This window comes from Parabacteroides sp. AT13 (assembly GCF_002272965.1).
Taxonomy (GTDB): Bacteria; Bacteroidota; Bacteroidia; order Bacteroidales; family Tannerellaceae; genus Parabacteroides; species Parabacteroides distasonis.
This window is the reverse complement of sequence record NZ_NQMH01000001.1, coordinates 2,823,723-2,847,993: the sequence shown is the minus strand read 5'-3', so window position 1 is coordinate 2,847,993 and position 24,271 is coordinate 2,823,723. Positions and strand designations below refer to the sequence as shown.

Genomic DNA, 24,271 nt, shown 5'->3' with positions numbered 1-24,271 from the left:
GTAATAAAAGGGGCAAAGGCGTAATCACTACGGCTTTACCCCTTTATACATCAGCTCATGAAATCAATTTAGAGATATCATACCCACGTTCCGTTATCTTCCCCAGTAAATCTTCCCGAACCGCCTCCGGTAAGTTCCTCTCACGGCTCAAGATCCAGAGGTATTTATCCGTGCTGCTTCCTATCACCGCATATTGATAATCCGCATCAAGTTCTAAGATATAATAATCCGCATAGAACCATAAGAAGAAAGCCACTTTCAATTTTCCGGGATTATTTTTAGGGTCCGGTTGTTTCGCACGACCGGTGGCTTTCTTGTGAACGCCGCCTTTATATCCTTCGTTCTCCACACGGATCTTTCCGTCCGGAAGCAACGTATACGTGGCCGTCACATCCGTCATGCCTCTCTCAAAATGATTCTCATAACGGGCGATTTCATACCATCGCCCCATATACCGTTTAACATCCAGTTCCGGTACGGTATGATGATCTGTTATATTCATAAGTTTCTCTATTGTTGGATAAACGTATGTAAACCCAGATTCCAGTAATTTGGTGGGATGAACGGTTTGCCCTTTTGTCACGAACGACGCTCCCTCGCCAAACTTCAGCCGAAAAAAGAACTCCGGCAAAGGGATGATCCAACGGATCTTATCCGCTCTCGCTAACGTATGAGCCAACTGCTTTTGGGTGATAAGGTCTGGAGAAACCAAATTTACCACACCCCTCATCTGCCTATTCCGTATGATATACCCAAAAGAGCGGCATAGATCAAACAGGCTGATCCATGGAAAACGCTGTTGCCCGCTACCGACCACGACACTTACCCGTGAGAGGCGTTGCAAACGAAGCATCTCTTTCAAGGCCCCTCCATCCTCAGACAATACGACACCCAAACGGGTAATGACAAGCCTCACGTCCGATGAGCATGCGGACGCTTCCTCCTCCCACGCCCCACACAACCGGGCCAAGAAATCCATTCCCCGATAATCATGATACTCGTCATATTCCCCGAAAGCCGGATAATAACCTACGGCGGAGGCCGAAATAAACAACTCAGGTTTCACCCTTCTCGTGTTTATGGCATGCACCAACTGTCTGGTCACGTAAATACGGCTATCATACAACTCCTGTTTGTAAGCCTCCGTCCAACGTTTATTAATGGAAGCGCCCGCCAAATTAATGACGACTTCACAGGATTCCACGCATCGGCATAATTCATCAAAACAATCTTCCTTAAACAAATCCCGCCCTAAAGGGATAACATCATATCCTTTTCCCTCCAAAAAAGATGAAAGATGCTGACCGATATATCCGCTTGCCCCGCTGATCGCTATTCTCATAATCAATACTTTTCTATTAAAACAAATCCACTAGCAATTTAGATGGCAATTTCCGGTCCTATTTTAGTATCCCAAACAGAATATCGACTAAAAGAAATCGGTTCGACAGAAAACAACTATATTTGTCCTCATTTAATAGTGACTGAATCATGGCAGACAATTATCTGGAAAATAAGTACGCAGAATACCAAGCCCGGAAGACTTCCTGCACTAGAACGGGGCATACAACGAAGACACTTCATAAAACAAGAAGAGTCTTCATCACCGGTGGAGCTGAGGGGATCGGGAAAGCGATCGTAAGGGCTTTCAGAGGAGCCGGACATCGTGTGGCCTTCTGCGACAAGAACGAGACCTTAGGAAAAGAGACTGCCCTACAAACCGGGACGCAATTCCATCTCGTGGACGTTAGTGATAAAACCGCACTGGAAGATTGCCTGCGAAAGATCATCGAGGAGTGGGGAGATATTGATATCATTATCAACAACGCAGGTGTCAGTCGGTTCTCTCTCATCACGGAAACAAGCGTAGAGGATTTCGACAAGATACTATCCATAAACTTACGCCCGGCGTTTATCACCTCCCGCCAATTAGCGCTCCATCGGCAATCTCTCGATACCCCCAATCCATACGGCAGGATTATCAACATCTGCTCTACCCGTTACTTGATGAGTGAACCCGGTAGCGAGGGATATGCCGCCTCTAAAGGAGGTATCTATTCTTTGACACATGCGTTGGCCTTATCGCTCTCGGAATGGCATATCACGGTAAACTCTATCGCTCCCGGTTGGATACAGAATAACAATTACGACCAGCTTCGTCCGGAGGATCATGCTCAACATCCGTCCGGAAGGGTGGGAAAGCCGGAGGATATCGCCCGTATGTGCTTATTTCTCTGTCAAGAGGAAAACGATTTCATTAATGGCGAGAATATTACGATTGACGGTGGGATGACCAAGAAAATGATCTATCTCGACTAAATAAACATCCGTATATGACACAAACATCGAACATAGAAACCAACCGTCTTGTGCTCCGTCCTTTCAGCGAAAGCGATGCTCCTGATGTTTTTGAGAGCTGTAAGAATCCAAACCTAGGCAATAACGCCGGATGGAAACCTCATGAAACGATCGAGGAGACAATCGATGTTCTAAATGCCATTTTTATCGGGAAAGAAGGGGTTTGGGCTATCGTATCAAAAGAGACAAAACAAGTCATTGGCTCCATTGGCATCATTCCCGATCCAAAGCGGGAGAATCCGCATGCCCGCATGCTGGGATATTGGCTGGATGAGAAATACTGGGGACAAGGCTTCATGAGCGAGGCAGTGAAGAGCGTATTGAATTACGGATTCACCCAAATGGGTTTACATTTGATCACGGCCAATTGCTATCCTCATAATCAACGTTCACAACGTGTATTACAGAAAAATGGATTTATATACGAAGGGCTGCTTCACCAAGCGGAGTTAATGTATAATGGGCAAATATATGACCACCTGTGCTATTATCTTGAGAATCCGTCCTTATCCCGTAAAAACAACATCTTATGATTGTAGTAATAAAGGATTTATATACGCTCAAGAGCTGGGAAGATCAAGACACCGAATCCCTAGCCTTCCATTTGAACAATAAGAAAATCTGGGATAACTGCCGGGATGGATTACCTTATCCTTATACAAAAGGGAATGCCCGCTTCTTCATCAAACAAGCGCAGGAGAAAACAGATATATCGGATTTTTGTATTACGGTTGGTGGCGAGGCTATTGGTAACATTGGTTTTGTGAGAGGTACGGACGTAGAGCGTTTCAATGCGGAAGTGGGTTATTGGATTAGTGAGAAATACTGGAATCAAGGAATTGTTTCGGATGCGTTAACCGAGGCCATCCAGTATTATTTCGCGCATACGGAGGTTATTCGTATATTCGCCACGGTCTACGAATATAATCCGGCCTCCATGCGAGTATTAGAAAAAGCTGGATTCAGGAAGACCGGCATTTTCAGAAAGGCTTGTTACAAAAACGGACAATTCATTGATGCGCATCATTTTGAATTGGTAGCAGATAAGAAACTAGAAGAGAATCAAAAAGAATAACATATCTATGGAAATTCGACAATTACCGGCAAATGAATACGATAAGGCATTAGACTTATCTCTGGACGTTTTCATCGAATGCGGAAGAAAGGATTTCGATGAAGAGGGGCTGGAAACTTTCAAGAATTTCATTTATAATAAGCAACTAGTAAATGAATTAACCTTCTACGGAGCCTTCGATGGAGAGTCTTTAATTGGCGTAATCGCGACAAAAAACGAGGGAAAACATATCTCCTTATTCTTTATCAAACCGTCTTATCATGGAAGAGGAATCGGTAAACAATTGTTCAAGACCGCGATCTTAAATCAGCCCGTATCAGAAATGACGGTTAACTCCTCTTCTTACGCAATCCCCATCTACAGAAAGCTCGGATTCGAGCCTGTCTGTGAGGAACAAGTGACGCATGGGATGAAGTATACGCCGATGAAACGAATGGGAACAAAAGTAAGAGAATTAGAGAAAGTTTGCTAAAAAGACTATAACTTTACGGCATAAAAGATCGAAAGATATAAGATTCAATGTTGTAAATGGATTTAAGAGAGAGATTATCTGACCGCATCCACATAGAGGATATCCATGAGATATTGCGATATGTGCAAGGAAGCCAGAAACGGAAATCGGAACTATACGGTTTGATCTTCGATCCGGACGAGACCATCGGTTATCAAGCGTTATGGGCCTGTAGCCATTTTTCCGCAGATGAGAATAAATGGCTATACGATAAACAAGATGAATTGATAAACGAGATTCTGGTCTGCAAGCATCCCGGTAAACGACGTCTTCTATTGAATTTGCTTTTACGACAGCCTCAAGCGAATCCCCCACGGGTGGATTTCCTGAACTTCTGCCTAGACCGGATGCTTTCAGCGAAGGAATTACCCGGTGTGCAAACGCTTTGCATGAAACTGGGATATGAGTTATGCCGTCCCATTCCAGAGCTATTACAGGAGTATAAGACACTACTCGATCTGGCGGAACCCGATTTACTACAAATCTCTTTGCGAACCGTACGTAAGAACATCTTAAAAAAAATACGATAAAACATGAGAAAGATTTTCACACTATTCTTCTGTGCCGCCTCCTTGGCCACAGGACTAGCGCAACAAGAATCCTATTTTACCAATCCCGTGATCCACGGTGACGTAGCTGATCCTTCCATTATTCGGATCGATCAGACTTACTATATCACCGGCACCTCCTCGGAATGGGCCCCCTATTATCCGGTTTTCACTTCTACCGATCTGGTGAACTGGCAGCAAACCGGACATGTATTCGACGAGAAGCCGGAATGGACTAAGTCCTCTTTCTGGGCTCCGGAATGGTATCAGCATAAAGGGAAGGTATATGTCTATTATACGGCCCGGAAGCAATCGGATAACATCTCGTGCATCGGTGTTGCCGTGGCGGATTCACCTACGGGCAAGTTCAAGGATCACGGCCCGGTGGTAGAGTTCGGGAAGGAAGCGATAGACGCATTTATCTTGGAGGATAAAGGCAAACTTTACATCAGTTGGAAGGCTTATGGATTGGATAACCAACCCATAGAGTTATTGGCCTGTAAGTTGACGGACGATGGGCTTCGCCTAGACGGAAAGCCTTTCAGCCTGCTGCGTGACGATGAGCGTCAAGGTATGGAAGGTCAGCATTGGTTCAAGAAAGACGGATATTACTATATCATCTACTCCGTGAGAGGCTGTTGCGGCCCGCAGAGCGATTACGCCGTATCCGTGGCTCGCTCGAAGAAGCTGGAAGGTCCTTACGAGAAATACCTAGGAAACCCGATCTTGCACGGAAGCAAGGAGGTTCTCTCCATCGGTCACGGAACGATTACGACTACACCGGACGGACGCATGTATTACCTATGCCACGCTTACCAGCCGGGAAGCGGCTTCTACCAAGGTCGCCAACCTTACCTGCAAGAGGTGAGAATGGGTGAGGATCATTGGCCTCACTTCGTAACCGGGGAATACGCGAGCCGCACGCAACCCATGCCATTTGCCGAGTCCGCACAAGTGCCGGTATTCGATTTCTCGGATGATTTCACCGGTGCGACCTTGCGTCCCGAATGGAGTTGGAACTATCCTTACACGGATGTCAAGACCGAGATCAAGAACGGTAAACTATCTCTATCCGGAACACCGAAACCCGGCGTAAAGACCGGAGCGGCACTTTGTTTACGCCCAACCTCCCCGAATTACACGTTGGAAACAGCGATCGTAAACCGGAATGACAGTTGGAAAGGAATCACGATATACGGAGACGCAAATAACCTAATCACCTGCGGATGCGCAGGAGACCGTTTGATATTGAAATATATCTTAGAGGGGAAAGAACATCAATTGGCCGATCTTCCTCTTCCCGCCTCGCCTTTATATCTACAGATGAAAGTGACCGACGGTACGCATAGCACGTTCTACTGGAGTAAGGACGGACAAGCATGGAACGAGATCGTCGGCGAAGCTCTCTCCGCGAAAGAGACCCGGTCGTTGATCCAATGGGATCGTATCTCCCGTCCGGGATTGTATCAAGAGGGAGATCCTACGGCACCGGCCGTTTACGCTTATTGTCTATTAAAAAATGAATGATGGAATCTAAGTTTCACACGTTTGCCCAACCGATACAATCGATCCCCTTACCGGAACGATTCACGTATCCTTTTCACTATACACCGCATCCTCTATGCGTAATAGCGGCTGAGGAGACGCAGGCATACCTGAAAGAACGAACCGAATGGCGGGAAGAGTTACAAACCGGAAAAATGTTCGGCGTATTGGTGGTTCGTACTCCCGCCGGAGAGGTCGGCTATCTGGCTGCGTTCTCCGGTAACCTAGCGGGGAAGAATGTACATCCTTTCTTCGTCCCCCCGATCTATGACCTATTACAACCGGATGGTTTCTTCCGGCAAGAGGAGGAGCAGATCAATGAGATCAATGCCCGTATCCGAACCCAGCAAGCCTCTCCAGCTCTCGAAGACGCACGGTCGAGGTTACAAAGCACGATCGAATACTGCGATTTCGTATTACAGGCCGCAAAAGACTTGATGAAAAAGAGGAAAGAGGAGCGCGACCGACTTCGGCAATTCCCTCTCACGGAAGAAGAGACCGCACTTCTTATTAAAGAGAGCCAACACATGAAAGCCGCTCACAAGCTAACCAAGAAATCATTGCGGTCTATACTGGAGGAGGATCAAGCTAAGGTGGATCGGCTTGAGCAGGAGATCGAGCAACTGAAGCAAGAACGCAAGCGACGGTCGGCGGCCTTGCAACGCAAGTTGTTCGAACAATTCCGAATCCTGAACGCCCGGGGCGAGGTGAAGGACTTATGCGAACTGTTCGCTCCTACCTCACAAGGTACGCCGCCTGCCGGAGCGGGTGAGTGCGCCGCCCCTAAACTCTTACAATACGCCTACCAGCATCAGTTGGAACCGATCGCCATGGCAGAGTTCTGGTGGGGCGATTCTCCCAAGACGGAGATTCGGCACCATGGATATTATTATCCGGCTTGCAAAGGAAAATGCGAGCCGATCCTCCATCATATGCTACAGGGATTGCGGGTAGATGAAAATCCGTTATTGGCGGACTCTCACCGGGAGACGAAGCTGGATATCCTTTATGAGGATGACTATTTGTTGGTCATCAATAAACCGGAAGGTATGCTCTCCGTCCCCGGCAAGGGAGATGTGGACTCTGTCTATCAAAGGCTATCGATCCTTTACCCGGAAGCCACCGGTCCAATTATCGTACATCGCTTGGATATGGCGACATCCGGCTTGCTACTCGCCGCCAAGACCAAAGAAGCGCATCAGAACCTACAAGCCCAATTCAAGAACCGAACCATCCAGAAAAGGTATATCGCCTTATTAGAGGGTGAAGTTCCCCAAGATGAGGGTGAGATCCGTCTCCCGCTATGTCCCGATCCTTTGGACAGACCCCGGCAAATCGTAAGCGAAGAATTTGGGAAACCTGCCCTCACGCGCTACCGGGTATTGGAACGGACTTCCGGAAAAACCCTTATCGCCTTTTATCCCCAAACCGGACGTACCCACCAGCTACGGGTACACGCCGCCCATCCCCTAGGTCTTCATTGCCCCATCCTTGGCGACGAGCTTTACGGACGAAAGGCGGAACGGCTCTATCTGCACGCTGAATACTTAGCGTTTACGCATCCTATCACTTCCGAAAGGATAGAGATACGTGCCAAGATTCCATTTTCTCAACACTAAAACTGTCTATTATATCCAATAACTAAACAGATACTAAAGATGAGAACTATCAGAAGTAAAATATTAATAGCCATGGGATGGGTAATGCTTATTAGCGTCATTGTTTTAGGCTTCTTCGGCATCCCTACTGGTATACTACTGTGCGCCTTGATAGGACTAGCCTATGGAGGCTATAAACAAGATAAGCCTTTCCGTCTATATTCTTCTATCGCCCTGATTGCGACTATCGCCTTTTTCATCGTCTTCTATATACAACTTCAACATATGTAAATAACCGTATCAAATCCCTGTAATCATTATGGAAACAAATTATCAAAAGTTCTTGGCGGGCGAGTATTGCAACCATCTGGATCAAGAAGTCCTGCAAATGATCGTTCAGACGAAAAACCTACTCGCTCGTTTGAACGCAACCAATATAACCGACAGCGCTACAAGAGATGCCCTCTTACGCCAAATGCTAGGAAGCATTGGCAAGTATTCCAGCATTGATATAAATTTCCATTGCGAATGCGGGAAGCACATCTTTATTGGTGACAAGGTCATTATCAATATGAACTGTACGTTTTTAGACGATAATATTATCAAAATAGGAAATAACGTCCTCATCGCCCCCAACGTACAATTATATACGGCTATGCACCCGATAAATGCGAACGAACGCTTCGTGAATGATTGGGACGAACGATCGGGGGATTTATTTTTCAGGACAAAAGCCCTCCCCATCACCATTGAAGACAATGTTTGGATTGGTGGTGGAACGATCGTCTTACCCGGCATCACGATCGGGCGGAACAGCGTGATCGGGGCAGGCAGTGTAGTGACAAAATCCATTCCCACCTATAGCGTGGCCGTCGGTAACCCATGTAGAGTGATCAGAGAGTTACCCAAAGAAGACTTATAAGAACTTGCCACCCATTAAAATCACCGGCATTTCCTAGGCGCTCCATGCCATGAGCATCCTAGGCAAAATACCTCTGTCAAGTCAAATCCGGACAGATCCGCAGTAGGATCTTTGGGAACGACCTCCCCATTCTCGTAAACATACACTAAAAGACGTTCCCCGTCCGCATTCTTTACATACATAGAAGGGATATCACACTGCGGACACCGATACTTTCTCATCATCTAATCTTTTCTTTATCTTTTTATAAACATACAAAAACGCCGGTATCAAGAATAAGTCAGCGGCGACCCAAGCCAACGGATCACCGAAGCAAACGCCTAAGAATCCAAAAGCGGGAACCGCATACAAGCTCACCAAGATACGTGCGATCATCTCTGAAACACCCGAGAGCATCGCAAGGTTGCTGAAACCTACCCCTTGTATCGCGTAACGCAAGATGCACAGTAGCCCGACAGCCGGGAAGAACCAGCAAGAAATATGCAAAAACTGCTCCGTATAGTCCAGTATCTCGACCTCGGATGGAGCTACAAACAACAAAGCCAACGAACGAGATCCCAGCATCAAGATCATCCATGTAGCGGCGGCATACGTAAGCATCATCAACGCACTTACTTTAATTCCCCGCAAAATACGCTCCGGCTTTCCCGCCCCATAATTCTGTCCGCAATACGTAGCCATGGCGATACCTAAACTCTCAAAAGCACAAATGAAGAACATCTTGATACGGGCGGCGGAAGTAAAGGCGGCGACACAGGCCGTACCTAACGCATTATTGGCGCTCTGCAACATGATACTGCCGATGGCGGTAATAGAGAATTGTAATCCCATCGGGACCCCCATCGCCAACAAGGTACGGGCCAGCCCGGCATGGAACCTTCGGTCCTCGGAGGAAGTAGCCCGTAAGATCGGGAATTTCCGAAGCATATATAAATAACATAGAATGGCGGAAAGCCCTTGCGAGAAAACCGTAGCGATAGCCGCTCCCATCACGCCCCATCCTAGTACCAAGATGCAAAATAAATCCAAGAAAACATTCAAGACCGTAGAGAACAGCAAGAACCAGAATGGAGTCTTGCTATCTCCCAAAGCCCGCATGATACTTGCCAACAAATTATAGAAGAATGTACAAGGAATACCGATAAAAGTAACAAACAAATAATCATAGGCCCCATCGAAGATATTCCCGGGTGTCTGCATCCCCCGCAAGATATCCCGGCAATAGAAACCGGAGACAGCGGCGATCACCACGGACATCACCGTAGCCAATTGCAACCCCACCGCCACGTAACGGCGCATCGTCGCATAATCCCTCGCCCCGAACTTCTGAGCTACCGGGATGCCAAAACCGGCGCAACATCCGTTACAGAATCCCAGAATCAAGAAAATCACCGAGGTACTGGCTCCTACGGCAGCCAGCGAATTAATACCTAGAAATTTACCAACGATAGCGGCATCGATCAGAGAATAAGTCTGCTGAAGTAAGTTCCCTAGCAATAACGGCATCGTGAAACTGAATAGAAGAGGGAATACAGCTCCCCCCGTCATCTCTTTTGAGTTTGCCATACATCTAACAAATAAAAGGATTTAAGAAAGACGGATAAGTCGCTACAAAGGTAATCAATCACTAATAAAAAACAATTCCCGCCCGCTATTATTTTAAGCGGTAGTCTACAAGAAACAACAATGCCCATCGTAAGGTCTTTACAATGGGCATCGTAAGGTGCTTAGAATGCCTATTGTAACAGGCTTACAATGGGCATCATGGTTTTCTTATTCCAACGAGAAAGAATAGGGGCGATCACTATCCTGAGTACCTCGCTGTTTATTAGGGGTATCGCTCATTTGGTATTGAATTTTCGCACCACCTAGCAACTGCTCGTGTGTCAAGAAATTGCGGGTATATGTCTTGCCGTTTACTTTCATACCCTTGATGTAACGGTTCTCCCGATCAGCCTTGTCCGCTTGGATCAACACCTGCTTTCCGTTATCCAGATGGAGTTTTACGGATTTGAACAAAGGGGTACCTAATACATATTGGTCGGTACCCGGACATACGGTATAGAAGCCTAAGGCAGAGAATACATACCATGCGGAAGTCTGTCCGTTATCCTCATCGCCGCAATAACCATCCGCCTCAGCGGTATAGAGCTTATGCATGATCTCGCGCACCCAGTATTGGGCTTTCCAAGGCTCGCCGGAATAGTTGTATAGATACACCATATGCTGGATGGGTTGGTTGCCATGGGCGTATTGTCCCATGTTCATTACTTGCATCTCACGCATCTCATGGATCATACCGCGGCTATCCATACCCAAACGACTAGGCATCTTGAAGACGGAATCCATCATATGATTGAATTCCTTCTTTCCTCCCATTAAGTCGATCAGGCCTTGCGGGTCGTGGAAAACACAGAAACTCCAATGCCAGCTGTTTCCCTCGCAGAAATCACGGCTCCAGTCCGTACCTTTAAAAGTCGGATTGAACTCGCCCTTATCAGAGCGTCCGACCATCAACTTATATTTTGGGTCGTACACATTCTTATAGTTGTTAGCCCGTTGCTTGAAGATATCGATCTCGCTTGCCGGCTTGCCAAGTTTTTTGCCCAAGGTATAAATCGTCCAGTCATTATAAGCATATTCCAAGGTACGAGCCACGTTTTGTCCGATACCGATATTATTCGGTACATAACCCAGTTTATTATACTCCTCGTAAGCGACACGACCGGAAGCCGTTCTCGGCAGTTGGCTATTCGCGTCATGCTTCAAGGCTTCCCAAAGCGTCTCGATATCGTATCCTCTCAAGCCTTTGATATAAGCGTCGGCTACCACGGAAGCGGAGTTATTGCCGACCATGCAATCCCGGTGGCCCGGACTTGCCCATTCCGGCAAGAAACCGCTCTCTTTATAAGCGTTCACCAAACCTTCCTGCATCTTTTGGTTCATCTCCGGATACATCAGGTTCAAGAAGGGGAAAAGACAGCGGAACGTATCCCAGAAACCGGTATCGGTAAACATATAGCCCGGCAAGACCTCACCGTTATAAGGGCTATAATGTACGACTTGGCCCTTGGCATCGATCTCATAGAAGCTACGAGGGAAAAGCAAGGAACGATACAAGCAAGAATAGAAAGTACGCAAGTTATCGATGTTCGTATCCTCTACCTCGATCTTACCTAATTCCCGGTTCCAGATTTCCTTCCCTTTGGTCACTAGCTGATCGAAACCAGTATCTCCCACCTCACGCAAGTTTAACTCGGCCTGCTCGGTGCTGATGAAAGAAGAAGCCACGTTGGCATGCACCACCTCGCCGGCCTTTGTCTCAAAACCGATGATAGCGCCGGCATGGTTTGTCTTCACCTCCGACTCATCCAACTGGATCGCCCCGTTCTTAACCGTAGAGGAGAACGTGAATGGCTTATCGAATTGGATCACGAAATAATTCTTGAAGTTACGGGGAACACCGCCCGTGTTCTTCGTGGAATAACCGATGATCTTACGTTCCGCAGGCAATACCTTTATATAAGAGCCTTTATCGAAAGCGTCGATGACGATATACGCTTTCTTGGTTTCCGGGAATGTAAAGCGGAACTTAGCCGCACGTTCCGTCGGAACCAACTCGGTAGTCACGTCATGATCGGCCAGATAGACCTTATAATAATAAGGTGTAGCCACTTCGCCTTTGTGAGAGAACCAGCTAGCCCGTTTCTCCTCGTCGAAGACCAAGCCTTCGGTAGTAGGCATAATGGAGAACTGCCCGTAATCGTTCATCCACGGGCTCGGTTGATGGGTTTGCTTGAATCCCCGGATCTTATCCGCATCGTAACGATAGGTCCAGCCGTTGCCCATCTCGCCGGTCTGGGGAGTCCAGAAGTTCATACCCCAAGGCATGGCCGTGGCCGGATAGGTATTTCCGGTAGATAATTCGTACTTGGATTGGGTACCGACTAACGTATTCACGTAGTCTACAGGATTCTCTACGGCGGAAAGCTGCATGCAGCAAGCTATCCCCATCGCTAAGATTCCTTTCTTGAAAAAAGATGTTTTCATGTTTGTATAGAATATTAATATTGTCTGTATTGATGAGACGGGGCGTGCCCCGTCTCATCAACTTGGTGATTGTGTAGGCGGTAACGTTGGCCGCTTTCCGGACAGGTGGCGAATCCTTCGGAGTCAAATACAAGGCGATGGCCGTACTCGCTTACCCAACCGATCTGGCGGGATGGATTTCCTACGACCAGCGCATAAGCCGGAACATCCTTCGTTACCACCGCCCCGGCACCGATCATGGCATACCGCCCGACTGTATGTCCACAAATAATCGTAGCGTTAGCTCCGATCGAGGCCCCCTTGCCAATCACCGTCTCCTTATACTGGTCTTTCCGAGAGATAGCGCTACGCGGATTGGTTACATTTGTAAACACGCAACTAGGCCCCAAGAACACATCATCCTCGCAAATCACCCCCGTATAAATAGACACATTGTTCTGTACCTTCACGTTATTCCCTAAGACCACGCCCGGCGATACGACTACATTCTGGCCGATATTACACGTCCTGCCAATCACGCATCCCGTCATGATATGGGAAAAATGCCAGATATGGGTTCCTTCCCCGATCTCACAACCGGCATCGATTACCGCTGTCTCGTGCGCTTGATAACTCATATCAATCCTTTTATTTATAGATTAGGAAAATAGTGGGCTTCTTGCTCAGATCGGGAACTTTACCCGCCCATTCCTTGACCGGGCGAGTATGGATATACTCATCCTCACACGTTATATTCGAGGCAATACACAGTTTCGTAGACGGACGGCACGTACGGATCAACTCCTCGGCCAGTTTATTATTCCGGTAAGGAGTCTCGATAAACAATTGCGTCTGATGCTCGGAATAAATTCTTCCCTCCAATTTCTTGATCGTGTTCGTTCGCTCGGAAGCATCAATCGGCAGATAACCGTGAAAAGCGAAACTCTGTCCGTTAAAGCCCGATCCCATCACCGACATCAAGATAGACGAAGGCCCGACCAACGGTACCACCGGATAATCCTTCCGTTGGGCGATAGCCACTACGTCAGCACCCGGATCAGCGATCGCCGGACAACCCGCCTCCGAGATCACGCCAACGCTCTCGCCTTTCGCCAAAGGAGCCAGATAACCAGCTACTTGTTCCGGTGAGGTATGTTTATTCAGCTCATAAAATGTCAAGTCATCGATCACGATCCCCGGCTCCACCTTTTTCAAGAAACGGCGTGCCGTACGCACGTTTTCCACGATAAAATGCCGGATGGATAAGATCACGTCACGGTTGTACTCTGGTAAAACACGGCGATGTTCCGTATCGCCCAAGGTAACTGGTATAAGGAAAAGAGATGCTCGCATACTGTTTGTTTTCCGCGAAAGTAGTATTTTTGCCGCAAACTAACAGAATAATCATGGCACTTCCTATTGATTTTATTACCCGTACACGGGCTTTACTTGGCGAGGAGTTCGATCGTTTAGAGGCAGCGTTAAGCGCTGATGTTCCCGTAAGTATCCGTATCAACCCGATGAAAGGGACTTCCGCTCCCAAAGCAGGTGCTCCAGTCGCTTGGTGCGAGAGCGGTTTTTATTTGCCGGAACGGTTGTCTTTCACCTTCGATCCTCTATTCCATGCGGGGGCCTATTACGTGCAGGAAGCGTCTTCCATGTTTCTGGAACAAGCGATCAAGGCATACGTGAAAGAGCCGGTACGTTGCCTGGATTTATGCGCCGCCCCGGGTGGCAAGTCCACGCATCTGGCGAGCTTATTGCCGGATGGAAGCCTGTTAGTGAGCAATGAGGTGATCCGCAGCCGGAGTTATGTATTGGCCGAGAATATCGCTAAATGGGGCCACCCGGACACGATCGTTATCAATAATGACCCGGAGGAGATCGGCGAGGCATTGCCTCATCTGTTCGACGTGATCGTCACCGACGTACCTTGTTCCGGTGAGGGCATGTTCCGGAAAGATACGGATAGCACAGGCGAATGGAGCGTAGATAACGTACGGCTTTGCGCCTCCCGTGGGCGGCGCATCATCCATGATATCTGGAACGCCTTGAAACCCGGAGGTATCTTGATCTACAGTACATGTACCTATAATACGGAAGAGGATGAGGAGAACATACATTATATAATAGAGGAGCTGGGAGCCGAGGCATTGCCTATCCCTACCCAAGAGGAATGGCAGATCACCGGCGCCCTCCGGTTTGAACATCCGGTTTACCGCTTCTTCCCGCATAAGACACGGGGCGAAGGCTTTTTCCTCGCCGCCCTCCGGAAAGCGGAAGGCGAGATCGAGGAAATTCGTGTCAAGTCCAAAGGGAAAAAAGAGCGAGGAAAAGCCGCTCCGTCCATCCCACAGGAGGCCCGTCTGTTCCTTTCGGATGAAACTTCATTTTCTCTCGAATGGAACGACAGTTTCCTTCGAGCGTATCCCAAAGCCCATTCGGATCTATTTTCACTCATCAATGCCAAGCCTTTACGGGTACTTTCCGCCGGTATTTGCCTAGGAGAAGCGAAAGGGAAAGACTTTATCCCATCTCAAGAGCTGGCTTTAAGTACTGCCTTAACCCCCAACGCCTTTCCATCCGTAGAACTGGAATGGGAAGACGCTATTAAATTCTTAAAGAAAGAGGCGCTCGTCTTACCCTCCGGTACAGATAAGGGATATGTGTTGGTACGCTACCAAGGACTTCCGCTAGGTTTTGTAAAGAACCTTGGCAACCGGGCCAATAACCTGTATCCGCAAGAGTGGCGTATACGGACGGGATATATTCCGGAGGAAATCAAACTATTTTTAGGACGATAAGACCACTATATAGGCATAAAGCCACACGTATATACGTATAAGACCACACTTACGTACGTGTAGGCCGATGCGTATATACGCATGAGGTTACGCCTATATACGTGAGAGAATCAATCCTAATCCACGAATCGCAACGTAAACAAGGCGGCCTCCATCCGGCGGATCAAGTTCGCCTTTTTTGATTCCGGGGCATAGACAAAACTTTCCGCTACGATAACCCGCCCTTTTTTCTTGTCGAGCAGGGCATGGCTGACGAACGGGCCGCCCATCTTATCTCCTTCCATACGCCAAAGACCACGCAATACGCCGCGGTATTCGCCACGGTAGGTGATCGGCTCGTAAGAAAGCTCGAAGCGCTTCTCAGTCTTCATATAAGAATTCGGGAAAGAGCCCGGTACGTTCCGCCTCACTACAGAATCACGCATAGCGACCAGATAATCTTCGGTAAATGCCTCTTGAGCCGTATAGGGAAAACTATATACCAAGATATCAGTCCGTCCCCGATTTGCGTTATTCGAGCCCCAAAAGAAATCGGTCTCTTCCTTATAGGCCGACATATCTTCCGGCACGAACAGCGAAATACCGAAACGGGACTTCAACTTCTCATTGATCCAACTGCTATGGTTCTTAGAAAGTCCAACTATCCAACGTTCCCTTTCCACTCGATTGAAATGGTTGACCAACCGTCCTTCATTTAATAAAAGGAACTCGGTTAAAGCAGCGGTAGTCGGAGCATACAGAGTCACAACATTCTGACCGCTGGCCCATTCATCGGGACTCTCTCTTGTTCCAGCTTTCGTATACCGATTCGGATCTACGGATACGATCAAGATATTTCGTACGTATCGTAATAAACCGGAAAAGCCCGATGGCTCCGAATAGGTGACACGCATAGATGCTTCCGCTTGAGGCAAAGCAGGAATCGGCGCTCGCAATTGTTCTTGCAGCAACTCCCCCACCTCACCATTCCATGCGTCTCGATCCATTACAACCACCACCTCGAAAGGCCATCCGGTAGCCCGCCGTAGCGAGGCCACCGGAGAGGACGAAGTCCAATCACAAGCGGAAAACCCCACCATTAGGCTAAGGCTGATCCATAGTAGTACAATTTGTGTTCTCATAGCATTCCTGATTATTCGTTCTTAAAAATTAAATCACACACCGCAAAAGTACAGGAAGGATCGTAAAGAGGAAAGAAATGGTACCGGACAAAACAAGCGAACATCAAACAACTAATAATCACACATATAAACCACGCAATGGGAGATAAACGGATAATATTGCCGGACAATCACGACAAACAAAATAACTTTAAGCTTTATAATAAACGAACATAAGCATCCAAATCCGTCTTTTCATCCAAGTCTAGACGTTTTTTTAAACGGCCTTTCGATTTGGTTAACGCATCCGGAGTATTATTAAACACGGCTAGTTGCTCCTTTCGGGAGAAATTCCATTTGATCAAGCAACATATTTCCTGCTCATGGCGGGTAATACTGTATTTATTTCTCAGATCGGTTAAGAAGTTATTAAACAGAAGATCGGTCATACCAATAATCTCAGACCATTCCTCTTTACTTGGATTCACATGGAGAGGATCATCTTTAAGGGCACATAAAAGCTTAGGTACATCCACATCTACTTTTCCGGTAGCATTGTCCAATAAGTTATTATCGCCGGAAAGAACAAGGATCTCTCTCTCCAACTGCTCCATCTTCTGGCGATAGGCCGTCAGCTCCGTCTCGATCCGGTCATAAGCCTCCGAGCGGATGACCAGAGAATCCCGTTCCCGCTCCAAGCGTACGACTTGCTCTTGATAGGAGGCTAATTGTTGTTTATAGCGATACATATTCGCTTTATTCTGCCGAATGCGAGAACGGACAGATTCATTTCTCTCCCGGATACGTCCCGTACGTACTCCCAACAAAAAGCTAAATACCACCGCCACGATCAAGGCTAAGCAACCAGCCCCCCAATCAACAAATCCCCAAAACTCCCCCATCCCGATTACCGCATGGATTTATTTCTCAGATAATCATAGATAGCCAATTGCGAACGCACTTTTACTGGATTATCATCACACTTAAAATTATTACGTAACTCGCCATCCAAATAACAAGCTTTCACGTTGTCACTTAGCTGGATATTCAAGATATCGATTATCTCCCTCTTCAGATCCGGATCAAGGATCGGGAAAGCCGTCTCGATCCGTCGGTTCAAATTCCGACGCATCCAATCAGCCGAGGTAAGGAAAAGATCCTCCTGACCATCATTCAGAAAATACCAAACCCGTGAATGCTCCAAAAACATATCCACGATACGAGTAACCCGGATGTTTGCGCTATAAGGTTGGTTCGGTACCAGGCAACAAATCCCCCGAACAATCAGATCGATCTCTACCCCCGCCTCACTCGCATGATAGAGTTCCTCGATCATATGTTGGTCATGCAGTCCGTTCATCTTTAATATGATCCGTCCTTTTCGGCCTTCCCGCACATGCTCGATCTCCCGCCGAATCCTACCAGTCAATTCCGAGACCATATTGAAACGGGCCACCAACAAATGGCGGAAAGTAGGTTCTTTCATACGCCCTTCCAAAACAGCGAATACTTTATTGATATCCGTAATAATCTCCGTATTCGAAGTCAACAGCGCCATATCCGAATAGATCTTAGCCGTCTTCTCATTGAAATTACCGGTACTCAAATAGGCGAAATCACGCCGTTTAAGTCCCTCGGACGTATCCTTCCGAAGAATGACCGCAACCTTCGCATGTACTTTCAAGCCCGGAATACTATAAATGATACGAATACCGGCCTGCTCCATACGCTCTGCCGTACTCATATTATTCTCCTCGTCGAAACGGGCTTTCAATTCCACAAATACCGTCACTTTCTTACCATTCTGGGCAGCGCTGACCAGCGTATTAATCACGGCCGAATTCTCTGCCACTCGATACTGGGTAATCTTGATCTCATCCACCTTCGGATCAAAGGCCGCCTCCATCAAAAAGCGGATCAAATAATCAAACGACTCATAAGGGAAATGCAATAAGATATCCCGCTTCTTCACGGCCTTGAATACCGACCCCATCTCATCAAGGAAAGGCACACGCATAGGCACCGGTGGCTGCTGCTCCAAATGCTTTCCTGCCGGATTCGGCAATTTCATCAAGTCCTGCAAATTATTATATCGTCCACCTAACACCAAGTCCTCCGACGTAATACCAAAGGCATCGCAAACAAAAGCCAGAAAATCACCCGGCATCGCTTGATCATACATAAAACGGCTCAAGGCTCCGATCTTGCGCTTCTTCACCTTCTTACGGATATTCTCCACGATATTCGCCCGGCTCTCATCATCCAAATAAATATCCGCATCCCGGGAAATCTTGATGCTGTAACAGCCATCAATAATATAACCGGGAAAAACATTCTGTAAATTCGCACGGATAATGTCGTCGATAAACATGATATAATATTTCCCGTCATGCTGAGGCAACTCGATAAAACGGGGAACTTTCGCATAAGGAATCTTCATCAACGCATAATGATACTCGGGTACGAAGCCCGGCTCATTCATCCGCTTGCTCCGCTTAATCATACGGATCACAAGGTAAAGCCGACGATCCCGGATGAACGTACGTATATCACCGGCTTGAATCATGACCGGCGACAGGAATGGGAAAACCTCCTCATTAAAGAAATTATGGACAAACTCTTCATGGAAAGGTTCCGGCTTCTCATTCTGGTATAAGTAAACATTCTGGCGATTCAATTCCGGCAATATCTTCTCCGAGAAAATACGGTAATAGTCCCGTTGCTGGCGGTTAACCTCCCGGGTGATAGCCGCCAAGGTCTCTTCCGCCTCAGCTGCGCTCTCCTCCGAATAATTCTTTTTCATGATTACCCCCCGGTGTTCCGCAACCCGGATCTCATAAAATTCTTCCAGATTCGAGGAATAGATAGAAAGGAACTTAATACGCTCATAAATAGGCAGCGTATCATCTTCCGCTTCCAGCAAGACACGGTAGTTAAACGACAACCAGCTTAAGTCCCGTTTAAAATATTGATATGAATTCTCCATAATATTCTTATCTTAGGCGTGTAAATATAGATACTTTCGAGCAATAAAAGAAATTGTTATGATTAAAGTTGGATTGCTTTCAGACACCCATGCGTACTGGGATGATAAGTACGCCGAATATTTTAAAGATTGCGATGAAATCTGGCATGCGGGCGATATAGGCTCCGATCTTTTGGCCGCGAAATTCGAGGCATTGAAACCTTTCAGGGCCGTATACGGAAATATAGACGGACAAGCCATTCGCCTGCAATATCCTAAAGTAGCTCATTTCAAGGTAGAAGACGTGAACGTTATGATGACTCATATCGGAGGTTATCCGGGCCGCTACAATCCCGAGATCCGCAAAGAATTATACGATACACGGCCAAATCTATTCATCTCCGGACATTCGCATATCCTGAAAGTAGTATTCGATCGAAGCTTGAAGTGTCTGCATATGAATCCGGGAGCGGCTGGAAAAAGTGGCTTTCATCAAGTACGTACCTTATTACGTTTCGTTATTGCGGGAAAGGATATCAAAGATTTGGAAGTTATAGAGCTAGGGAATCGGGCATTATAAGATGATTAGTTACCGCAACAGAAACTCTCGGCGAAAAGAATCGTATTTTGCAAATAAGCGAACTCTTTCTCAAAATATTCGCTAAACACCCCGGAGCTCAAGTTCTCCTCGATTTGTTTCGCTGTCCAAAGCTTTCCGCTACGGCGCTTACATTGATTTAATTGCTCTTCCGTACGTAAACAAATAACATAGAGAGATACCAAATGTTTCACCTTCTCGTTCTCAAATGTATAACGGATCAGGAAGCGTGGAGCAATTGATTTATCTTGCGCCAAACTTCCGAGAGTCTCTTTGACCGTGCTATCTATACTATGTCGGAAGAGCACGTAATTATGGAACGGATAATCCATCGTATCCGGAGAGACAAACTCATCCTTACTTCGTCTCACCAGATATAACATACCATTATAAACAACGGCGATACGCACGATCGGATGATAGTATTTCTTCGGTAAAGAGCGGCTGACCGAACGTGCGATACAACCGATCACCTTCCCATTGTCATTCAATACGGGAAGCCACATTTCCTTTTTCAAGCTACCTTGCATCAAGGACAAACGTATTTGCTCATAAACAATGACCAAAACACCGATTACCAATCCCAACTCCCGGTATAAAAAACGTTCGGTACGCATATTCTGCATCGTTTCCGGCAAGATACTATATAACAAGATGATGAAAAGATGCAACGTGTACAGGTTCTGTACCAACTGAGCGAGGAAATAAAATTCGTTCAAGGTAGTACGAAGCAAAGTACGTTTAAAAGAGGGACGTTTCGAATCGCGTATACGTTGTATGACCGTTCTCCTCGTGAACCCCACGATCGCTAACGCCACGACCAGTAATACTTCCGTGATAAGAGGAGAGTATATAAACAACACAGGTTCAAGCTTGAGACAAAGAAATACGGAATATAAGACCAATGTGCCCGCCGATGGCAGAAGCATAAATTGGTATACCTTATCCTTGCTCAACACCTGAAACAAAAAAATACAAACAAAACAGAAAGTAACCCCAATTATAAAAGATAATAAATAAGAAAAATAGTTATCCAAAAACATGAATAACAACAATGGCAATAAACCTATCGCCTGATTATCTAGACCTTTCTTTACTCTGTTCATTCCTTCCCCCCCTTTAGTCCACTTTTATATTAATAACAACAAAGATTGTCAAAAGTTCATGAATCATATATGCTTTTCCGCATGGTACGACGAGCGTACCAGCGGAGCGCTCTCTACTTTCTTAAAACCTTTGCCAACGGCTTGTTGTCTATAATATTCAAAGCATTCAGGAGTCACATATTCAGAGACGGGAATATTCTTGCGAGAGGGCTGTAAATACTGCCCGATTGTTAAAACAGAAACACCCGCCAGCAAAACATCATCCATTAATTCAAGCACCTCATCCTCGGTCTCGCCCAGTCCGACCATGATACCAGTCTTGGCTACCACACCCCGCTCAGCGATTCGTCGTAAAACGGATAAGCTCACGTCATACTTTGCGGCGCTACGCACTTGCGGACTGATACGGCGTACAGTCTCCATATTATGGGAGATAATCTCAGGCGCCGCATCCACGACCTGATCAACCAGATCCAATCGTCCTTGAAAATCCGGGATTAAGACTTCCACAGTCGTTTGAGGATTCACCTCTTTGATCGTACGGATCGTATTTACCCAATGAGAAGCGCCTAAGTCTGGTAAGTCATCACGATCAACGGACGTGATCACCGCATGCTTGAGATTCATTAAACGGATGCTCTCCGCTACATTCGCAGGCTCTTTCGGGTCCAACGGAAGAGGTTTACCCGTTAGCGTATTACAAAAACGACAAGAGCGAGTACAGATCTCACCACCGATCATGAATGTAGCTGTTCCCCGGCTCCAACATTCACCCATATTCGGGCATTTACCACTTGTGCATATTGTGTGAAGGCAATGAGATTCAACAATACTTTTTGTCTTCGTGAATTGCTCATTTCCGCCAAGCCGGATCTTCAACCAATCCGGCTTTCTTAAATGCTGCGCCATGTCTTACAAATTATTGAATAAATAATTAGCCATCTTCGTATACAAATGGTAACGGGTATTACCACCATATATGCTATGATTCCGATCTTTATAAACATGCATATCGAACTGCTTATTGGCTTGAACCAAAGCCTCGGCATATTCCATTGTTTGCATAAAATGAACATTATCATCGGCGGTTCCATGAACCAGCAATAACTTGCCTTGTAAGTCTTTCACCCGGCGTAACGGAGAGGTAGCCGCATAGCCCTCGAAATTCTCTTGCGGGGTACGCATGAAACGCTCCGTATAAACGGAGTCATAATATTTCCAGTCCGTCGGAGGAGCTACAGCGATACCCACCTTAAACGTTCCGTTTCCGGTACTCAAGGCCATCAACGTGTTATAACCTCCGAAACTCCAACCCCAGATCGCGATACGATCCTTATCGATATAAGGTAACTTGCCTAACGCTTGCGCAGCCTCCACTTGGTCTCTGGATTCCAGCTCGCCCATTCTCAAATAAGTACATTTACGGAATGCCTCACCACGGGCACCGGTTCCACGACCATCCACACATACCACGATAATACCATTTGAGGCCAGATATTGCTCCCAATCGAAACCGTATTGATCCAATACTTGCTGGGAGTTAGGGCCACTATATTGCGTCATCATCACCGGATATTTCTTCGACGGGTCAAAATCAGCGGGTTTTACGATCCAAGCGTTGAACTCATAGTCCGAGGCCGTATGTACCTTCATGAACTCCTTCTTGGCAAAAGCATATTCCTTCAGTTTACTCTTCAACGCAGCGTTATCTTGCAGGACACGTAGTTCCTTTTTGGTCTTCGTCTCATTCACTGTAATCTTCGCCGGGGTATTCGCGTTGGAATAGGTATTCACGAAATAAGCGAAATTGTCACTAAAGACCGCCTTGTTCATACCCTCTTCCGTGGAGAGTTTTGTCTTCACGCCTTTCGCGTCGATCTTATAGATAGAGCGGCGGATCGGGCTTTCCTCGGCAGACTCGTAATAGAAAGTCTTCGTATTCTCATCCACGCCCAAGAACTTCGTGACATCCCAGTTCCCTTGAGTTACCTGACGTTGCATAACACCTGTCGGGGAATACAAATAAATATGGGAATAGCCATCTTGTTCGCTCACATAGGTAAACCCATTGTTCAAGAACTGGATGGAAGTCAACCAATCAGAATCCACGTAGCATTTATTTTCCTCACGCAAGATCAAACGGAACACACCGCTCTTCGGATTTGCATAATACATATTGAATACATTCTGCTGGCGGTTCAATGTCATGATAGCCAACTGATCCGGATTCTGCGTGAAAGTAATGCGGGGAATATAGAAGTCGCCTTCTACCGGGACCTTCATCTCTTTCGTGTCTTTGGTGACTACGCTATAAGAATGTACGGAGACCTTTGAATTCTTCTGCCCGGCCTTCGGATATTTATATTCGTAATACCCCGGATAAAGTCCCTCACCATACATCTGCATAGAATATTCGGGCACCTCGGACTCGTCAAAACGGACAAAGGCCAGATACTCGCTATCGGGAGACCACGCCATTAGATTTGTCACCGCGAATTCTTCCTCATACACCCAATCCGTGATACCATTCAATATCTTATTCAACTCACCGTCCTTGGTAACTTGTACCTCGGTATCAAAATCAAACTTACGTATCCAAATATTATTATCCCGTACATAAGCGCACATACGACCATCCGGCGAGAATGTCGGGATCATTTGCTTACCCTTGGCATCGGAAATAGGCTTCACATAATTACGACGTACGTCATAATCATAAACCACAGCCTTGGTAGAGCGACGATAAATAGACTCCGTATCCCTCCAAACCAAGATATGATGCCCGGTGCTGCTGATTGTATATCCATCAAAATCCGTAAAGGTACATTCACGAGCTTTACGGGCATTAAACAATGTATCCACAGGATTTCCCGTACGATAGGAATATTTAATGATCATACTCTTATCGGCGTTCATGGCTGTGTAGTGTTCTCCATCCGGCAGGGATCGCATCTCTCCGATAGCCGTCACTTGACGAAATTTCCCATCGGTTATTTCTTTTAAGTCAACATGCTTGCTTCCGGTTTGTGCGGCCACACTTCCGAATACGGCCAACGAAAGCAATAAACTAAAACCTAATCGTTTCATTTATACTCTTTATTTCAGATTGAAA

Annotated in this window: 23 protein-coding genes; 11 read left to right on the top strand and 12 right to left on the bottom strand. The window is 46.6% G+C overall.

The annotated features are described in order from the left end of the window. Window positions 1-55: 55 nt before the first annotated feature. On the bottom strand, window positions 56-1,342 hold the full coding sequence (locus CI959_RS11850) for a TIGR01777 family oxidoreductase (RefSeq protein ID WP_057317432.1): 1,287 nt from the start codon (window positions 1,340-1,342) through the stop codon (window positions 56-58). A 149-nt stretch (window positions 1,343-1,491) separates the two neighbouring features. Here CI959_RS11850 and CI959_RS11845 point away from each other — a divergent pair, with 149 nt between their 5' ends. The 9 genes from CI959_RS11845 to CI959_RS11805 are packed head-to-tail and all read left to right on the top strand — an operon-like array spanning window position 1,492 to window position 8,557. Next, on the top strand, window positions 1,492-2,319 hold the full coding sequence (locus CI959_RS11845; protein WP_057317431.1) for an SDR family NAD(P)-dependent oxidoreductase: 828 nt from the start codon (window positions 1,492-1,494) through the stop codon (window positions 2,317-2,319). A 14-nt stretch (window positions 2,320-2,333) separates the two neighbouring features. After that, window positions 2,334-2,891, top strand: coding sequence for a GNAT family N-acetyltransferase (locus CI959_RS11840; RefSeq protein WP_036633169.1), 558 nt, complete (start codon window positions 2,334-2,336; stop codon window positions 2,889-2,891). After that, window positions 2,888-3,433 (top strand): GNAT family N-acetyltransferase, encoded by a 546-nt coding sequence (locus CI959_RS11835; protein ID WP_005854299.1) that lies wholly within the window; start codon window positions 2,888-2,890, stop codon window positions 3,431-3,433. Before CI959_RS11840 ends, CI959_RS11835 begins: the two co-directional genes overlap by 4 nt. 7 nt (window positions 3,434-3,440) lie before the next feature. Next, window positions 3,441-3,905 (top strand): GNAT family N-acetyltransferase, encoded by a 465-nt coding sequence (locus CI959_RS11830; protein ID WP_057317430.1) that lies wholly within the window; start codon window positions 3,441-3,443, stop codon window positions 3,903-3,905. 56 nt (window positions 3,906-3,961) lie between these two features. After that, window positions 3,962-4,474 (top strand): hypothetical protein, encoded by a 513-nt coding sequence (locus CI959_RS11825; protein ID WP_005854295.1) that lies wholly within the window; start codon window positions 3,962-3,964, stop codon window positions 4,472-4,474. 3 nt (window positions 4,475-4,477) lie between these two features. Then, entirely contained in the window at window positions 4,478-6,019 is a 1,542-nt protein-coding gene (locus CI959_RS11820) for a family 43 glycosylhydrolase (RefSeq protein ID WP_057317429.1), read from the top strand. Then, window positions 6,019-7,656 (top strand): RluA family pseudouridine synthase, encoded by a 1,638-nt coding sequence (locus CI959_RS11815; RefSeq protein WP_057317517.1) that lies wholly within the window; start codon window positions 6,019-6,021, stop codon window positions 7,654-7,656. The genes CI959_RS11820 and CI959_RS11815 overlap by 1 nt, the downstream gene beginning before the upstream one ends. 39 nt (window positions 7,657-7,695) lie before the next feature. Beyond that, the gene (locus CI959_RS11810; protein WP_005854290.1) at window positions 7,696-7,926 is read left to right on the top strand and encodes a hypothetical protein; all 231 of its coding nucleotides are present in this window, start codon (window positions 7,696-7,698) and stop codon (window positions 7,924-7,926) included. Between the two features lie 28 nt (window positions 7,927-7,954). Next, a complete protein-coding gene (locus CI959_RS11805; RefSeq protein ID WP_057317428.1) occupies window positions 7,955-8,557 on the top strand; it encodes a sugar O-acetyltransferase in 603 nt (200 codons plus the stop codon). Window positions 8,558-8,577: 20 nt separating this feature from the next. Here the strand turns inward: CI959_RS11805 and CI959_RS11800 are convergent, their stop codons facing one another. The 5 genes from CI959_RS11800 to CI959_RS11780 form a co-directional block, all read right to left on the bottom strand. Next, on the bottom strand, window positions 8,578-8,781 hold the full coding sequence (locus tag CI959_RS11800; protein WP_005854287.1) for a hypothetical protein: 204 nt from the start codon (window positions 8,779-8,781) through the stop codon (window positions 8,578-8,580). After that, window positions 8,750-10,123 (bottom strand): MATE family efflux transporter, encoded by a 1,374-nt coding sequence (locus CI959_RS11795; protein ID WP_036628612.1) that lies wholly within the window; start codon window positions 10,121-10,123, stop codon window positions 8,750-8,752. The genes CI959_RS11800 and CI959_RS11795 overlap by 32 nt, the downstream gene beginning before the upstream one ends. Window positions 10,124-10,330: 207 nt before the next feature. Further along, entirely contained in the window at window positions 10,331-12,607 is a 2,277-nt protein-coding gene (locus tag CI959_RS11790) for a GH92 family glycosyl hydrolase (RefSeq protein WP_008780005.1), read from the bottom strand. A 14-nt stretch (window positions 12,608-12,621) separates the two neighbouring features. Next, complete coding sequence (locus CI959_RS11785; RefSeq protein ID WP_022192807.1) at window positions 12,622-13,224, bottom strand: acyltransferase; 603 nt, start codon at window positions 13,222-13,224, stop codon at window positions 12,622-12,624. Window positions 13,225-13,234: 10 nt separating this feature from the next. Beyond that, complete coding sequence (locus tag CI959_RS11780) at window positions 13,235-13,939, bottom strand: SAM-dependent methyltransferase (protein WP_005854278.1); 705 nt, start codon at window positions 13,937-13,939, stop codon at window positions 13,235-13,237. A gap of 53 nt (window positions 13,940-13,992) precedes the next feature. On the opposite strand from CI959_RS11780, the gene CI959_RS11775 reads away from it, so the two are divergent. Next, a complete protein-coding gene (locus CI959_RS11775) occupies window positions 13,993-15,390 on the top strand; it encodes an rRNA cytosine-C5-methyltransferase (RefSeq protein WP_057317427.1) in 1,398 nt (465 codons plus the stop codon). Between the two features lie 116 nt (window positions 15,391-15,506). Here the strand turns inward: CI959_RS11775 and CI959_RS11770 are convergent, their stop codons facing one another. The 3 genes from CI959_RS11770 to CI959_RS11760 form a co-directional block, all read right to left on the bottom strand. Next, window positions 15,507-16,511 (bottom strand): DUF4837 family protein, encoded by a 1,005-nt coding sequence (locus CI959_RS11770; protein WP_057317426.1) that lies wholly within the window; start codon window positions 16,509-16,511, stop codon window positions 15,507-15,509. Between the two features lie 197 nt (window positions 16,512-16,708). Beyond that, window positions 16,709-17,392 (bottom strand): hypothetical protein, encoded by a 684-nt coding sequence (locus tag CI959_RS11765; protein ID WP_057317425.1) that lies wholly within the window; start codon window positions 17,390-17,392, stop codon window positions 16,709-16,711. 5 nt (window positions 17,393-17,397) lie between these two features. Then, entirely contained in the window at window positions 17,398-19,476 is a 2,079-nt protein-coding gene (locus CI959_RS11760; protein ID WP_057317424.1) for an RNA degradosome polyphosphate kinase, read from the bottom strand. A 58-nt stretch (window positions 19,477-19,534) separates the two neighbouring features. Here CI959_RS11760 and CI959_RS11755 point away from each other — a divergent pair, with 58 nt between their 5' ends. Next, complete coding sequence (locus tag CI959_RS11755; RefSeq protein ID WP_005864233.1) at window positions 19,535-20,035, top strand: metallophosphoesterase; 501 nt, start codon at window positions 19,535-19,537, stop codon at window positions 20,033-20,035. Between the two features lie 5 nt (window positions 20,036-20,040). On the opposite strand, the gene CI959_RS11750 is transcribed toward CI959_RS11755, so the two are convergent. The 3 genes from CI959_RS11750 to CI959_RS11740 form a co-directional block, all read right to left on the bottom strand. After that, window positions 20,041-21,159, bottom strand: coding sequence for a hypothetical protein (locus CI959_RS11750; protein ID WP_005864231.1), 1,119 nt, complete (start codon window positions 21,157-21,159; stop codon window positions 20,041-20,043). 63 nt (window positions 21,160-21,222) lie between these two features. Beyond that, the gene (lipA, locus tag CI959_RS11745; RefSeq protein WP_005864229.1) at window positions 21,223-22,068 is read right to left on the bottom strand and encodes a lipoyl synthase; all 846 of its coding nucleotides are present in this window, start codon (window positions 22,066-22,068) and stop codon (window positions 21,223-21,225) included. 3 nt (window positions 22,069-22,071) lie between these two features. Beyond that, window positions 22,072-24,246: a S9 family peptidase gene (locus tag CI959_RS11740; protein WP_005854268.1), complete on the bottom strand. Its 2,175-nt coding sequence runs from the start codon at window positions 24,244-24,246 to the stop codon at window positions 22,072-22,074. Window positions 24,247-24,271: the final 25 nt, after the last annotated feature.